This is a genomic window from Pelomonas sp. CA6, assembly GCF_022549225.1.
GTDB lineage: Bacteria > Pseudomonadota > Gammaproteobacteria > Burkholderiales > Burkholderiaceae_C > Roseateles.
Window position 1 is genome coordinate 163,053 of record NZ_JAKZFD010000004.1, and the last position, 14,013, is coordinate 177,065.

Annotated in this window: 15 protein-coding genes; 12 read left to right on the forward strand and 3 right to left on the reverse strand. The window is 68.0% G+C overall.

The window, feature by feature from the left end; all coding sequences use genetic code 11:
* Window positions 1-26 precede the first annotated feature (26 nt).
* Window positions 27-1,019 carry a 2-dehydropantoate 2-reductase gene (locus LZ017_RS08765; RefSeq protein WP_241396235.1) on the forward strand — a complete coding sequence of 331 codons (993 nt, stop codon included), beginning with the start codon at window positions 27-29 and terminating at the stop codon, window positions 1,017-1,019.
* A 48-nt stretch (window positions 1,020-1,067) separates the two neighbouring features.
* On the opposite strand, the gene LZ017_RS08770 is transcribed toward LZ017_RS08765, so the two are convergent.
* Window positions 1,068-1,931: a ferritin-like domain-containing protein gene (locus tag LZ017_RS08770; RefSeq protein WP_241396236.1), complete on the reverse strand. Its 864-nt coding sequence runs from the start codon at window positions 1,929-1,931 to the stop codon at window positions 1,068-1,070.
* Between the two features lie 176 nt (window positions 1,932-2,107).
* Between LZ017_RS08770 and LZ017_RS08775 the strand changes: the two genes are divergently transcribed.
* On the forward strand, window positions 2,108-2,686 hold the full coding sequence (locus tag LZ017_RS08775; RefSeq protein ID WP_374109901.1) for a glutathione peroxidase: 579 nt from the start codon (window positions 2,108-2,110) through the stop codon (window positions 2,684-2,686).
* Between the two features lie 331 nt (window positions 2,687-3,017).
* Here LZ017_RS08775 and corA read toward each other — a convergent pair whose 3' ends face one another.
* On the reverse strand, window positions 3,018-3,992 hold the full coding sequence (gene corA, locus LZ017_RS08780) for a magnesium/cobalt transporter CorA (RefSeq protein WP_241396237.1): 975 nt from the start codon (window positions 3,990-3,992) through the stop codon (window positions 3,018-3,020).
* 679 nt (window positions 3,993-4,671) lie between these two features.
* Here corA and hpf point away from each other — a divergent pair.
* The 3 genes from hpf (at window position 4,672) to hprK (ending at window position 6,665) form a co-directional block, all read left to right on the forward strand.
* Window positions 4,672-5,013 carry a ribosome hibernation-promoting factor, HPF/YfiA family gene (hpf, locus tag LZ017_RS08785; protein WP_241396238.1) on the forward strand — a complete coding sequence of 114 codons (342 nt, stop codon included), beginning with the start codon at window positions 4,672-4,674 and terminating at the stop codon, window positions 5,011-5,013.
* Window positions 5,014-5,212: 199 nt separating this feature from the next.
* Window positions 5,213-5,683 carry a PTS IIA-like nitrogen regulatory protein PtsN gene (gene ptsN, locus LZ017_RS08790; RefSeq protein ID WP_241396239.1) on the forward strand — a complete coding sequence of 157 codons (471 nt, stop codon included), beginning with the start codon at window positions 5,213-5,215 and terminating at the stop codon, window positions 5,681-5,683.
* A gap of 16 nt (window positions 5,684-5,699) precedes the next feature.
* The gene (gene hprK / locus LZ017_RS08795; RefSeq protein ID WP_241396240.1) at window positions 5,700-6,665 is read left to right on the forward strand and encodes an HPr(Ser) kinase/phosphatase; all 966 of its coding nucleotides are present in this window, start codon (window positions 5,700-5,702) and stop codon (window positions 6,663-6,665) included.
* Between the two features lie 45 nt (window positions 6,666-6,710).
* Here hprK and fur read toward each other — a convergent pair whose 3' ends face one another.
* Window positions 6,711-7,139 (reverse strand): ferric iron uptake transcriptional regulator, encoded by a 429-nt coding sequence (gene fur / locus LZ017_RS08800; RefSeq protein ID WP_241396241.1) that lies wholly within the window; start codon window positions 7,137-7,139, stop codon window positions 6,711-6,713.
* Window positions 7,140-7,224: 85 nt separating this feature from the next.
* On the opposite strand from fur, the gene LZ017_RS08805 reads away from it, so the two are divergent.
* The 7 genes from LZ017_RS08805 (at window position 7,225) to holA (ending at window position 13,996) form a co-directional block, all read left to right on the forward strand.
* Window positions 7,225-7,797: an outer membrane protein assembly factor BamE gene (locus LZ017_RS08805; protein WP_241396242.1), complete on the forward strand. Its 573-nt coding sequence runs from the start codon at window positions 7,225-7,227 to the stop codon at window positions 7,795-7,797.
* Entirely contained in the window at window positions 7,794-8,609 is an 816-nt protein-coding gene (dapB, locus tag LZ017_RS08810) for a 4-hydroxy-tetrahydrodipicolinate reductase (RefSeq protein ID WP_241396243.1), read from the forward strand. The genes LZ017_RS08805 and dapB overlap by 4 nt, the downstream gene beginning before the upstream one ends.
* A gap of 14 nt (window positions 8,610-8,623) precedes the next feature.
* Window positions 8,624-9,268, forward strand: coding sequence for a MotA/TolQ/ExbB proton channel family protein (locus LZ017_RS08815; RefSeq protein WP_241396244.1), 645 nt, complete (start codon window positions 8,624-8,626; stop codon window positions 9,266-9,268).
* A 13-nt stretch (window positions 9,269-9,281) separates the two neighbouring features.
* Window positions 9,282-9,728, forward strand: coding sequence for a biopolymer transporter ExbD (locus LZ017_RS08820; RefSeq protein ID WP_241396245.1), 447 nt, complete (start codon window positions 9,282-9,284; stop codon window positions 9,726-9,728).
* Between the two features lie 70 nt (window positions 9,729-9,798).
* Window positions 9,799-12,444: a leucine--tRNA ligase gene (gene leuS, locus LZ017_RS08825; RefSeq protein WP_241396246.1), complete on the forward strand. Its 2,646-nt coding sequence runs from the start codon at window positions 9,799-9,801 to the stop codon at window positions 12,442-12,444.
* A 4-nt stretch (window positions 12,445-12,448) separates the two neighbouring features.
* Window positions 12,449-12,949, forward strand: coding sequence for an LPS assembly lipoprotein LptE (gene lptE / locus LZ017_RS08830; protein WP_241396247.1), 501 nt, complete (start codon window positions 12,449-12,451; stop codon window positions 12,947-12,949).
* Between the two features lie 3 nt (window positions 12,950-12,952).
* The gene (gene holA / locus LZ017_RS08835) at window positions 12,953-13,996 is read left to right on the forward strand and encodes a DNA polymerase III subunit delta (protein WP_241396248.1); all 1,044 of its coding nucleotides are present in this window, start codon (window positions 12,953-12,955) and stop codon (window positions 13,994-13,996) included.
* The last annotated feature ends 17 nt before the right edge of the window (window positions 13,997-14,013 follow it).

Consider the following 14,013-nt stretch of genomic DNA (forward strand, 5'->3'; position numbering starts at 1 on the left):
TTGTGCAGCGGAGCGAGAGAACAGCGATGAAGATGGCCATCGTGGGAGCCGGCGCGATCGGCGGCTGGATTGCGGCGCAATGGGCCACGCAGGCCGCGCCGGACGAGCGGCCCGAACTGAGCGTGCTGGCGCGCGGCGCCACGCTGGCCGCGCTGCAGACGCAAGGGCTGCGCCTGCGGCACGCCGATGGCGAGACCTGGCACTGCGCCGTGCGCGCCAGCGACCGGGCCGAGGCGCTGGGGCCCCAGGATTTGGTGGTGCTGGCGGTCAAGGCCCCGGCACTGCCGCAGGCCGTGCCGGCGCTGCTGCCGCTGCTGGGGCCCGACACCCGCGTGCTGGTGGCGATGAACGGCGTACCCTGGTGGTTCTTCGAATCGCTGGACGGCCCCTGCCGGGGCCTGCGGCTGGACAGCGTGGACCCGGGAGGCCGCCTGGCCGAGATGCTGCCGGCGTGGCGCGTCGTCGGCTCGGTGGTCCATGCCTCGTGCCGGCTGGCCGCCCCGGCCGTGGTTCAGCATGTGATGGGCCGCGGGCTGATCCTCGGCGATCCGGCCGGCGGCCGCGATCCGTTCGTCGACGAACTGGCCGCGAGGCTGCAGCGCGCCGGCTTCGAGGCGTCGGTGTCCGAGCGCATCCAGCGCGACATCTGGTTCAAGCTCTGGGGCAACATGACCATGAACCCCATCTCCGCGCTCACCGGCGCCACCTGCGACCGCATCCTGGACGACGAGCTGGTGCGGGGGCTTGTGACGGCCGTGATGCGCGAAGCCGCGGCGATCGGCGAACGCATCGGCTGCGCGATCGACCAGACGCCCGAGCAGCGCCATGCGGTGACGCGCAAGCTGGGCGCCTTCAAGACCTCCATGCTGCAGGACGTGGAAGCGGGCCGCCCCATCGAGCTGGACGCCCTGGTGGGCGCAGTGCGCGAGACCGGCCAGCACCTGGGCCTGCCCACGCCCTTCACCGACGCGCTGCTGGGGCTGACGCGGCTGATGGCGCAGTCACGCGGCCTGCTCTGAAAGCACAAGGCCCGCGCGAGGCGGGCCGGGTCGCTGTGCGGCGCGGGATCAGGCCGCCGGCGCCGGGCCGGCGCCGGCCTGCGTCAGACGCTGCGACAGCTCCTTGCGGAAGCGGTTGAGCTCCTGCACGCTGGCAAAGCTGCGCTCCATCAACAGGCTCATGTTGTGCAAGATGCGCTCGACGACCTTGTTCTCCCACACGGCGTCGAACTGGATCTGCTTGTCCAGCCAGTGTTCCAGCCACTGCGGATCGGGCAGCCGGCTCTGGATGGTGTCGCGCGGGAACAGCTGCGCGTTCACATGCAGGTTGGTCGGATGCAGCGCCTGCGCGGTGCGGCGCGCGCTGGCCATCAGCACGCCGACCTTGGCGAAGGCGGCACGCGCCTCGTCGCCGAACTTCTGCATCGCCCGCTTCATGTAGCGCAGATAGGCACCGCCATGGCGCGCCTCGTCGCGGGCCAGCGTCTCGTAGATGGCCTTGATCACCGGCTCGGTATGCCACTCGGCCGCGCGCCGGTACCAGTGGTTGAGCCGGATCTCGCCGCAGAAGTGCAGCATCAGCGTCTCCAGCGCGGGCGCGGGATCGAACTCGAAGCGGATCTCGTGCAGCTCCTGCTCGCTGGGCACCAGATCCGGACGGAAGCGGCGCAGGTACTCCATCAACACCAGCGAGTGCTTCTGCTCCTCGAAGAACCAGACGCTCATGAAGGCGGAGAAGTCGCTGTCGTCGCGGTTGTCGCGCAGGAACATCTCGGTGGCCGGCAACGCCGCCCACTCGGTGATCGCGTTCATCTTGATGGTGCGCGCCTGGTCCTCGGTCAACAGGCTGGCATCGAACCGATCCCAGGGGATGTCCGTGTCCATGTTCCAGCGCACGGCTTCGAGCTGCTTGAAAAGTTCGGGATAGAGCATGGGACCATCCTGGGAGCTTGAGGGCGGGCGGATTCTAGCCAGCGCCGTGTGACAGTCGCTGTTCTGGGGCCATTGCACTGTCGCGGGCCGCCCGCGGCCACCGTACCCGTGCAACGGTTTTCGGCTCGGTCTAGGATGGCAGCCCTTGATCGCGGAACACCCACAGGATCGCCACCATGATGCACGTCCACCGATTCAAGGGCCTGCGCGCCTGGGGCCTGAGCCTGGCGCTGGCCCTCGCCACCGGCCTGGCGCAGGCCGCCGACTGCCCCAGCCTGCTGCAGCGCGAGATGCCGCGCCTGCAGGACGAAAAACCGCAGGCCCTGTGCCAGTACGCCGGCAAGGTGGTGCTGGTGGTCAACACCGCCAGCTTCTGCGGCTTCACGCCGCAGTACAAGAGCCTCGAAGCCCTGCACGCCCGCTATGCCGCCAAGGGGCTGGTGGTGCTGGGCTTCCCGTCCAATGATTTCGGCAGCCAGGAACCCGGCAGCAACAAGGAAATCGCGGAGTTCTGCGAGAACACCTTCAACGTCAAGTTCCCGATGTTCGCCAAGTCCAGCGTCGCCGCCGGCAAGCCGGACCGCAATCCGCTGTTCGCCGAACTGGCCCGGCGCACCGGCCAGTCGCCGCGCTGGAACTTCCACAAATATCTGGTGGCGAGAAACGGCACCGAGGTGCTAAGTTTCGGCTCCATGACCGATCCGGAAAGCGCCGGCTTCGTCCGCGAGCTGGAGCGACTGTTGGCCCAGCCGTGAACACCCCACAAGGGTTTTCACCAATCAGCAGATGTCAAACGGCCTATTGAGTCGCCGGAATGTCTGAAATCGCACAACAACCCGAACGATAAGTCGGGGTTTCTACCAGCTTTGTGCGCAAAGCGGTTAAAGTGACAAGGAGATTTCAGCCGCAAGACCTTCCATCAGGACTGAAATTCCGGAGCCTTTTTCCTCCTCCTCCCTCCCTCCCTCGTTGGCTCCGGGGCGTCTTGAGGCTTCTTTTATGCCCAGGCGGTCGCGTTTCGCGACCGCCTTTTTCTTTGCCTCGCCCCGGTGTGCCTCGGCGGCGGAACGACGCCTCCGGGAGACCCTACTTCAGCCAGCCCTTGCGCCGGAAGTAGATGAAGGGCGCCGCGACCGAGGCCAGCATCAGCCCCAGCGCGAAGGGGTAGCCCAGCTCCCAATCCAGCTCCGGCATCATCTTGAAGTTCATGCCGTAGATGCTGGCGATCAGCGTCGGCGGCAGCAGCGCCACGCTGGCCACCGAGAAGATCTTGATGATCTTGTTCTGGTTGATGTTGATGAAACCGACCGTCGCGTCCATCAGGAAGTTGATCTTGTCGAACAGGAAGGCGGTGTGCGAGTCCAGCGAGTCGATATCGCGCAGGATCTGGCGCGACTCCTCGAACTGCTCGGCGTTGAGCATGCGGCTGCGCATCATGAAGCTCACCGCACGGCGGGTGTCCATCACGTTGCGGCGGATGCGGCCGTTCAGGTCTTCCTCGCGGGCGATCGCCGCCAGCACCTCGCCGGCCGCGGCATCGTCGACGTCGTTCTTCAGCACGCGCGCGCTGATCAGTTCCAGCTTGTCGTAGATGCCCTCCAGCACGTCGGCCGAGTACTCGGCATCGGCGTCATAGAGCTTGAGCAGCACGTCCTTGGCGTCCTCGATCAGCGCCGGAATGCGGCGCGCGCGCAGGCGCAGCAGGCGGAACACCGGCAGGTCCTCGTTGTGCACCGAGAACAGCACGTTCTTGTAGAGGATGAAGGCCACGCGCACGTTGCGCGGCGTGTCGGCATCGTCGATCAGGAAGTCGGAGCGGATGTGCAGCTCGCCGTTGTCTTCCTCGTAGAAGCGCGCCGATTCCTCCAGGTCTTCGTCGACGATATCCTCGGGCAGCTCCAACCCGAAGCGCTCGCGTATCCAGGCCTTGTCCTCGGCCGTGGGCGACTCCAGGTCCACCCACACGGGGCGGACGAGGCCATCCTGGGGGGAGCAATCGATCTCGTCCTGGAGCTGGCCACCCTTGAGGCGGCCGTTGTCCAGCGTGAAGACGTTCAGCATGCGGCAGATCTCCGGCGCGCGCACCGCGGCGCACGATTCGCGGGATGGGTCGGGCCGCGCACTCGGCGGCCCGGCTCGTCCGGTCGGTGAGGGCTTCCTCGGGGCCAGGCTGGGCCGGGCACGCTCCCCTGGGGGATCAAGAAAGCCGGTATGACCCGGGCTCTTCTTGAGAGGCTTGACGATAGGCGGTGGAACCCCGTCTCACTCCGGACAAGGCGCGGTGCGAAAACTCGGGCTGCTCCGGGGGATCAGCGCGGCTTGCGGCGCATTGACACTGGAGTGGACGGCCACCGAGGGTGGTCGCTGTCCAAGGACATCTCCAGGAATTGGGACGCGGCATTATCACACCGCGCATTCGCCGCCATCAAGCCGACGCGCCGACAACATCCGGCATTCCAGCACAGCTCTTAACCCCAGCCAAGAACGCGCGAATAACCGTCCATTTCGCTGCGCCAACCCTCTTGCCACACTGGGGCAGTGGGAGCACACTCGTTTCACGAAATCTTCATCTGCTACCAGGTCCTCCCACCGCAGTTCCATCTCCAGCCCCCTCCGCGGGGCAGCTTCCAGATCCCCACCCCAGCCTCAGAAAGCCAAGACCGCAAAAGCCACCTACCGTCTCCCCATCCTGTTTGATTTGATTCGCTTTCCCGACCAAGCCCTTGTGAAAGGAGGCTTTATGAACCTGACGATCAGCGGCCACCATCTCGAAGTGACACCAGCCCTGCGTGAGTACGTGCTCACCAAGCTGGACCGGGTGACCCGCCACTTTGACCAGGTCGTGGACATCAACGTCCTGCTCACCGTGGAGAAGCAAAAGGAAAAGGAGCGCCGGCAACGTGCCGAAGTCACGCTACATGTCAAGGGACGCGACATCTTTGTCGAGCAATCCCACGAGGATTTGTACGCCGCGATCGACCAACTGATGGACAAGCTGGATCGACAGGTCTGCCGCCACAAGGACAAGCTGCAGGACCATCACCACGCGTCCGCGAAGCGGCTGGACCTGCCAGCCACCTGAGAACGATCCCGTGCGCTTGACGCACTGACGCAAGGCGACCCCCGGACGGTCGCCTTTTTGTTGTGCAGGCGCCGATCAAATCACGCCCGCGCCACGCCCGGCCCACCGGGATTCCGCGCGGCTTCCTATAATCCGCCCCCTACCCCTTGACCAAAGCGTCTCGCCCAAGGCCCCAAGCCGTAATCGGCGCTGTGCCCCGATGAACCGTCTCGCTGCCATCCTGCCCGCCAGCAACGTGCTGGTCGATGTGGACGCTTCCAGCAAGAAGCGCGTGTTCGAGCAGGCTGGCCTGCTGTTCGAGAACAATCATTCCATCGCCCGCGCCTCGGTGACGGACAACCTGTTCGCCCGCGAACGCCTGGGCTCCACCGGCCTGGGCCATGGCGTGGCCATTCCGCATGGCCGCATCAAAGGCCTGAAGAACCCGCTCGCCGCCGTGCTGCGCGTGCAACAGCCGATCGGCTTCGACGCGCCGGACGACGAGCCCGTCAGCCTGCTGATCTTCCTGCTCGTGCCCGAGGCCGCCACCCAGCGCCATCTGGAGATCCTCTCCGAGATCGCCGAAATGCTGTCCGACCGCGAACTGCGCGAGCGCCTGAAGACCGAGGCCGAGGCCGCCACGGTCCACCGGCTGATCGCCGAGTGGGAACCGCTGAAGTCGGTGGCCTGACCGGCCGGACCGCCGCGTGAAACCCACCTTCATCAGCGCCGACCGGCTCTTCGAGGAGCATCGGGAAAGCCTGCGTTGGGAATGGATCGCCGGGCATGCCCATCCCGAGCGCCGCTTCGACGAGGGCGCGCTGCGCGACGCCCAGTCTTCCGCGGACCTGGTCGGCTACCTGAACTACATCCACCCCTACCGGGTGCAGATCGTCGGACGCCGCGAGGTGGCCTACCTCAGCAACGCCTCCGACGACGTGCTGGACCGCCGCATCGCCCGCATCGTCACGCTGGAGCCGCCGGTGATCATCGTCGCCGACAACCAGACGCCGCCGGACCGCCTGGTCGCGATGTGCGACCGCGCCGAGATCCCGCTCTTCGTCACCCAGGAGTCAGCCGGCCATGTGATCGACGTCGTGCGCAGCTACCTGGCACAACTGTGCGCCACGCGCACGACGCGCCACGGGGTGTTCATGGACATCCTCGGGCTGGGCGTGCTGCTGACCGGTGAGTCCGGTCTCGGCAAGAGCGAACTGGGCCTGGAGCTGATTTCGCGCGGCCACGGACTGGTCGCGGACGACGCGGTGGACTTCTTCCGCATCGCGCAGACGGCCATCGAGGGGCGCTGCCCCGAGCTGCTGATGAATCTGCTGGAGGTGCGCGGCATCGGCCTGCTGGACATCAAGGCCATCTTTGGCGAGACCGCGGTGCGCCGCAAGATGCGGCTCAAGCTGATCGTGCACCTGGTGCGCAAGGAAACACTGGAGCGCGACTTCGAGCGCCTGCCCTACGAGCCGCTGTACGAGGAAGTGCTGGGCATGCCGGTGCGCAAAGTCGTGATCGCGGTGGACGCGGGCCGCAACCTGGCGGTGCTGGTCGAAGCCGCGGTGCGCAACACCATCCTGCAACTGCGCGGCATCGACACCTACCGCGAATTCGTCGAACGCCACCAGCGGGCGATCGAACAGGGGCTGGATCCGTCCGCCGACTGACCCAGGGCCGCCAGGGCTGTCATCCACCCGTCCCGGGACGGGCCCTCAACTCCCGCGGTGCGGGCAGTCCTTCTTGATGCAGGTCGCGTACAGCGCCAGCGAGTGCTCCTGCAGGTCAAAGCCGCGATCCTTGGCGATGGTGTGCTGGCGCTCCTCGATCTGCGGGTCGTAGAACTCCTCGACGCGACCGCAGCTCAGGCAGACCAGATGGTCATGGTGATGGCCTTCGTTGAGCTCGAACACCGCCTTGCCGGACTCGAAGTGGTTGCGCGACAGCAGGCCGGCCTGCTCGAACTGCGTCAGCACACGGTAGACCGTGGCCAGGCCGATGTCGGCACGCTCGTCCAGCAGCGCCTTGTACACGTCTTCGGCCGTCATATGACGTTGCTGCGCCTTCTGGAAGATCTCCAGAATCTTGATGCGCGGCAGCGTCGCCTTCAGGCCGCTGTTCTTGATTTCGTCTGACCGGTTCATCGCAGGGAGTGCCGGCCGGTCCGGCATGGACCAACCGCTAGAATGCCCGCATCATAGCCAGCTTGCGCATTTGCGAACGACCGAGATGCCATTGACCCCTAGCTTCGCCGCCGTTGTGCGCCTGCCCGCGGCCGCTCTGGCGCTGGTTGCCCTCAGCGCCTGCTCCCAAATGCCCACGCTGAACTCCATCACCTCCGTCAGCGGCGACAAGGTCCTGGGGCTGGTGCGCCCCTACCGGGTCGAGGTCGTCCAGGGCAACGTGCTGACCAAGGAACTGCTGGCCCAAGCCAAACCCGGCATGAGCCGCGCCCAGGTGCGTGACATCCTCGGCTCGCCGCTGCTGACCGACGTCTTCCACGACAACCGCTGGGACTATGTCTTCACGATCCGGCGCCAGGGCACCGAGCCGCAGCGCCGCGCCGTGGTGCTGTGGTTTGACGGTGACCTGCTGAAGTCCGTCGACGCCCCATCGGACCTGCCGTCCGAGTACGAATTCATCGCCTCCATCGACACCGCCCGCGCCAAGGGCAAGGCGCCCAAGTTGGAGCTGAGCGAAGAGGAGCGCAAGGCGCTGCCGGTGCCGGCCAAGCAACCGGTCGAAACGCCCGAACCCATGGGCGTGAACCGCAGCTATCCACCGCTGGAGACCCAGCGATGAGCGGGGCGCAGCCCTTGCGCATCGCGATCGCCGGAGCCTCCGGCCGCATGGGGCGCATGCTGATCGAGGCCGTGCTGGCCGCGCCGGACTGCCGGCTCGCCGCCGCGCTGGATCGCGAAGGCTCCGCGGCGCTGGGCCAGGATGCCGGCGCCTTTCTGGGCCAGAGCACCGGCGTTCTGATCGCCAGCGACCTGCGCGCGGGCCTGTCCGGCGCCGATGTGCTGATCGACTTCACCCGCCCCGAGGGCACGCTGGCGCACCTGGCGCTGTGCGCCGAACTGGGCGTGAAGGCGGTGGTCGGCACCACCGGCTTCGACGAGGCGCAGAAGGCGCAGATCGCCACCCATGCGCGCCACACCGCCATCATGATGGCCCCCAACATGAGCGTGGGGGTCAACGTCGTGCTCAAGCTGCTGGAAGTTGCCGCCCGTGCGCTCAACGAAGGCTACGACATCGAGATCGTCGAGGCCCACCACCGCCACAAGGTCGACGCCCCCAGTGGCACCGCGCTGCAGATGGGCCAGGTGGTGGCCGATGCGCTGGGCCGCGACCTGAAGCAATGCGCGGTCTATGGCCGCGAAGGCGTCACCGGCGCGCGCGACCCGTCCACCATCGGCTTTGCAACGGTGCGCGGCGGCGACATCATCGGCGACCACACCGTGCTGTTCGCCGGCACCGGCGAGCGCATCGAGATCAGTCACAAGGCGTCCAGCCGCGGGATCTATGCCCAGGGCAGCCTGCGCGCCGCGCGCTTCCTGGCCCAGCGCCCCCACGGGCTGTTCGACATGGCCGACGTGCTGGGCACGCGCTGAGCCGGCGGGACACGATGGACGGCCTGAGCCAATACTGGGAACAGGGCGACGCGATCTCCCGCGCCGTGGCCCTGATGCTGCTGGCGATGTCGGTGCTCTCCTGGGTGCTGATCCTGTGGAAGGGCTGGACGCTACGCCGCGCGCGCCTGGACCTGGCGCGCGCCGTGCCGGCGTTCTGGGCCACGCCCGACCTGGCTGCGGGCCGAGAGCTCCTGCAGCGCCTGGATGGTGAGGGCCTGCTGCTGCCGCTGCTGGACGCCGGCCTCGCCGAGGCCGCGCCGCAGACCCTGGCCGCCAGCGCGCGCCACGAATCCCAGCTCACGCGCCGGCTGCGCGACGCCCTGCATCAGGTGCTGAACCAGCTGGGCAGCGGTCAGGTGGTGCTGGCCACAGTGGGGGCGACCGCACCCTTCGTCGGCCTGTTCGGCACCGTCTGGGGCATCTACCACGCGCTGCTCAGCATCTCGTCCGCCGGCCAGGCCAGCATCGACAAGATCGCCGGCCCGGTGGGCGAGGCCCTGATCATGACCGCGGCCGGCCTGGCCGTGGCCATCCCGGCGGTGCTGGCCTACAACCTGTTCGGCAAGCGCGTCGGCGCCTGCGAAGCCGAGCTGGAAGGCTTCGCGCACGACCTGCGCGAACTGCTGGAGCCGCGCTGACGCGGCCGCCCCGATGAGCTTCGGCCGACTGGAGCGACGCGAGCCGCCCAAGCCCATGGGCGAGATCAACATGACGCCGCTGATCGACGTCATGCTGGTACTGCTGGTGATCTTCATCATCGCGGCGCCCCTGATGAGCAGTTCGCTGAAGCTGGACCTGCCCAAGGCCGAGGCCACCGCTCCGCAGCAGGGCCCGGCCGCGATCCAGGTCGCCATCGACCCCGAGGGCCGTTACTACCTGGACGAGCAGCCCCAGGACGCCGCCGCGCTGAAGCGCCGGCTGAGTGAGCTGGGGCGCGAGCGCCCCGACCCGGAGCTGCAGCTGCGCGCCGACCGCCGCGTGCCCTATGGCCAGGTGGCCGAGCTGATCGGCTGGGCCCAGGCCGCGGGCATCCAGCGCATTGCCTTCTCCGCCGAGTCGACCGACGCGGTCGGCCCGTCGGACCGCGCGGCGCGCTGAGCCACGACCGCGCCGACCCGGCGTGTCCGTCGCGGCCTCCTACAATCGGGCGCACAGCCTCTTGCCCACCATGAACGACAAGTACTCCCCCTCCGAGGTCGAAGCCGCCGCGCGCGCGCACTGGAATGCCCGCGACGCCTACCGCGTCAGCGAAGACGCGAGCAAGCCCAAGTTCTACGCCTGCTCCATGCTGCCCTACCCCAGCGGCAAGCTGCACATGGGCCATGTGCGCAACTACACGATCAACGACATGCTGACCCGGCAGCTGCGCATGAAGGGCTATAACGTCCTGATGCCCATGGGCTGGGACGCGTTCGGCCTGCCGGCGGAAAACGCGGCGATGAAGAACAAGGTCCCGCCCGCCGCCTGGACCTACGACAACATCGCCACCATGAAGCGCCAGATGCAGGCGATGGGCCTGGCGATCGACTGGTCGCGCGAGGTCGCCACCTGCACGCCCGAGTACTACCGCTGGAACCAGTGGCTGTTCCTGAAGATGCTCGAAAAGGGCATCGCCGAACGCCGCACCCAAGTCGTCAACTGGGACCCGGTGGACCAGACCGTGCTGGCCAACGAGCAGGTCATCGACGGCCGCGGCTGGCGCTCCGGCGCGCTGGTCGAGAAGCGCGAGATCCCCGGTTACTACCTGAAGATCACCGACTACGCCGAAGAGCTGCTCGCCGCGGTGGCCGATCCCGAGGACAAGAACTACCTCGCCGGCTGGCCCGAGCGCGTGCGCCTGATGCAGGAAAACTGGATCGGCAAGAGCGAGGGCGTGCGCTTCGCCTTCCCGCACCAGATCCGCGACGCCAGCGGCGAGCTGATCCAGGGCGGCAAACTCCACGTCTTCACGACGCGCGCCGACACCATCATGGGCGTGACCTTCTGTGCGGTGGCGCCCGAGCACCCGCTGGCCACGCATGCCGCGGCCGGCAATGCCGCGCTCACCGCCTTCATCGAGGAATGCAAGCAGGGCGGCACCACCGAAGCCGAGCTGGCGACGCAGGACAAGAAGGGCCTGGCCACGGGCCTCTTCGTCACCCATCCGCTGACCGGTGCGCAGGTCGAGGTCTGGGTCGGCAACTATGTGCTGATGAGCTACGGCGATGGCGCCGTGATGGGCGTGCCGGCGCATGACGAGCGCGACTTCGCGTTCGCGAAGAAGTACGGCATCGCCATCCGCCAGGTCGTCGCGGTCGGCGATGAGACCTTCTTCACCGAGGCCTGGGCCGAGTGGTACGGTGACAAGCAAAAGGGCCGCTGCGTCAACTCCGGCGTGCTTGATGGGCTGGACCACAAGCAGGCGGTCGACAAGGTCGCCGAGCTGCTGGGTGCCCAGGGCCTGGGCGAGAAGAAGACCACCTGGCGCCTGCGCGACTGGGGCGTGAGCCGCCAGCGCTACTGGGGCACGCCCATCCCCATCATCCATTGCGACGACTGCGGCCCGGTGCCGGTGCCCGAGAAGGACCTGCCCGTCGTGCTGCCCGAGGACTGCATCCCCGATGGCAGCGGCAACCCGCTGAACAAGCGCGCCGACTTCCTGAACGTCGGCTGCCCCAAGTGCGGCAAGCCGGCGCGGCGCGAGACCGACACCATGGACACCTTCGTGGACTCGTCCTGGTACTTCATGCGCTACTGCGACGCGAAGAACGAGCAGGCCATGGTCGGCGAGGGCACGGCCTACTGGATGCGCCAGGGCGCCGCGATGGACCAGTACATCGGCGGCATCGAGCACGCGATCCTGCACCTGCTCTATGCGCGCTTCTGGACCAAGGTGATGCGCGACCTGGGCCTGGTGAAGTTCGACGAACCCTTCACCAAGCTGCTCACGCAGGGCATGGTGCTGAAGGGGGCCTTCTTCCGCAAGCCGCCCGACGCCGGCAAGAACTACTACTGGGAGCACGAGGTCGACGTCATTCGCAACGAGCACGGCGTGCCGGTGGGCGGCACGCTGAAGGCGGACGGACAGCCGCTCGAGTACGAAATGACCACCATGTCCAAGTCGAAGAACAACGGCGTGGACCCCCAGGCCCTGATCGACGAATACGGCGCCGACACCGCGCGGCTGTTCGTGATGTTCGCCAGCCCGCCGGAGCAGACGCTGGAATGGAACGACGCCGGCGTCGAGGGCGCGCACCGTTTCCTGAAGCGCGTCTGGGGCTTTGGCACCAAGCATGCCGCCGCGATCCAGGCCGCCAAGGCCGACTTCGGCGCGCTCAGTGACGAGGGCAAGGCCCTGCGCCGCGAGGTGCATCTGGTGCTCAAGCAGGTCAGCTACGACTACGAGCGCATGCAGTACAACACCGTGGTCTCCGGCGCGATGAAGCTGCTCAATGCGCTGGAGGGCTTCAAGGCCACCGGCCAGGACGCCGCGCTGCGCGAAGGCTTCTCGGTGCTGCTGCGCGTGCTCTACCCGGCCTGCCCGCACATCACCCATGCGCTGTGGACCGATCTGGGGCTGGCCGCCGAACTCGGCGACCTGCTGGACGCGCCCTGGCCACAGGTGGACGAGTCCGCGCTGCAGCAGGACCAGGTCGAGCTGATGCTGCAGGTCAACGGCAAGCTGCGCGGCGCGATCAAGGTGCCGGCCGGCGCCGACAAGGCCGCGATCGAGGCCGCCGCGCTGGCCAGCCCGGACTTTGCCAAGTTCGCGGAGGGCCAGACGCCCAAGAAGGTGATCGTGGTGCCGGGTCGCCTGGTCAACGTGGTGGTCTGACGTCATGCGCCGCCGCCAGCTGCTGCAAGCCCTGGTTCCCGCGCTGGCCGCGCCTCTGGCCGGCTGCGGCTTCGAGTTGCGCAAGGAGCCGGAGTTCCAGTTCCGGACCCTGGCGCTGGCCGGTTTCGCGCCGGCCTCGCCCCTGGCGCGCGAACTGCGCCGCCAGTTGGAGCGCACGCCGCTGCAGCTGCTGGAGGATCCCAACCGCGCCGAGGTGGTGCTGGAGGCCCGGCGCGACTGGCGCGACAAGAGCGCGGTGGTCACGACCAGCGCGGGCCAGGTCCGTGAATGGCAGCTGCGTCTGTCGCTCGACTACCAGATCCGCAGCGCCGCCGGCGAGATCCTGCTGCCGCAGACCGAGCTGCGCCTGGCCCGCGACATGAACTACACCGAGAGCGCCGCGCTGGCCAAGGAGCAGGAAGAGGCCACGCTCTACCGTGCGATGCAGTACGAGGCCGTGGGCCTGCTGCTGCGCCGCCTGGCCGCCGTGCGCCTGCCGGGCTGAGGCATGCAGCTCAAGCCCGAGGCGCTGGCCGGCCACCTGGCCAAGGGGCTCAAGGCCTTTTACACCGTGCATGGCGACGAAGCCCTGCTTGCGCAGGAGGCGGCCGACGCGGTGCGCGCGGCCGCGCGCCAGGCCGGCTTCAGCGAGCGCCATGTCTTCACCGTCAGCGGCGCCTATTTCGACTGGGCGCCGGTGCTGGCCGCGGCGCAGGCGATGAGCCTGTTTGCCGAGCGCCAGCTGATCGAGATCCGCATCCCCGGCGGCAAGCCCGGCAAGGAAGGCTCGGAGGCCCTGCAACGCTACTGCGAGGCCGCGCCGCAGGACGTGCTGACCCTGGTCACGCTGCCGCGCCTGGACAAGACCCAGCTGGGCAGCGCCTGGTTCAGCGCGCTGGATGGCGCGGGCATCTCAGTGCGCGTGGACCCGGTGGAGCGCCGCGAGCTGCCGACCTGGATCGCCCGCCGCCTGGCCCAGCAGGGCCAGCCGGTGGCCGGCGGGCCGGACGGTCAGCGCGCGCTGGAATTCTTTGCCGACCGCGTGGAGGGCAACCTGCTTGCCGCCCACCAGGAACTGCAGAAGCTCGCGCTGCTGCATCCGCCCGGCGAACTGAGCCTGACGCAGATCGAAGAGGCGGTGCTGGACGTGGCGCGCTTCGATGTCTTCAAGCTCAGCGAGGCCGTGCTGTCCGGCCAGGCCGGCCGCGTGATGCGCATGCTGGACGGCCTGCAGGCCGAAGGCGAGGCGGCCGTGCTGGTGCACTGGACCCTGGCCGAGGACATCCGCGCGCTCAAGAGGGCCCGCGATGCGATGGCCGCCGGCAAACCCCTGCCCATCGCGCTGCGCGAGGCGCGCGTCTGGGGTCCCAAGGAGCGCCTGTTCGAGCGCGTGCTGCCGGCACTGGCCGAGCCCCAGCTGCTCGAGCTGCTGCATGCCGCGCAGGTTTGCGACGGCATCGTCAAGGGCCTCAGGCATCCCGAGTGGCCGGCCAACCCCTGGGATGCGCTGAACCGGCTGGCGCTGATGCTGATGCAGGCCCTGCGGCGCTGAGACCCTCGCGGCGCGCC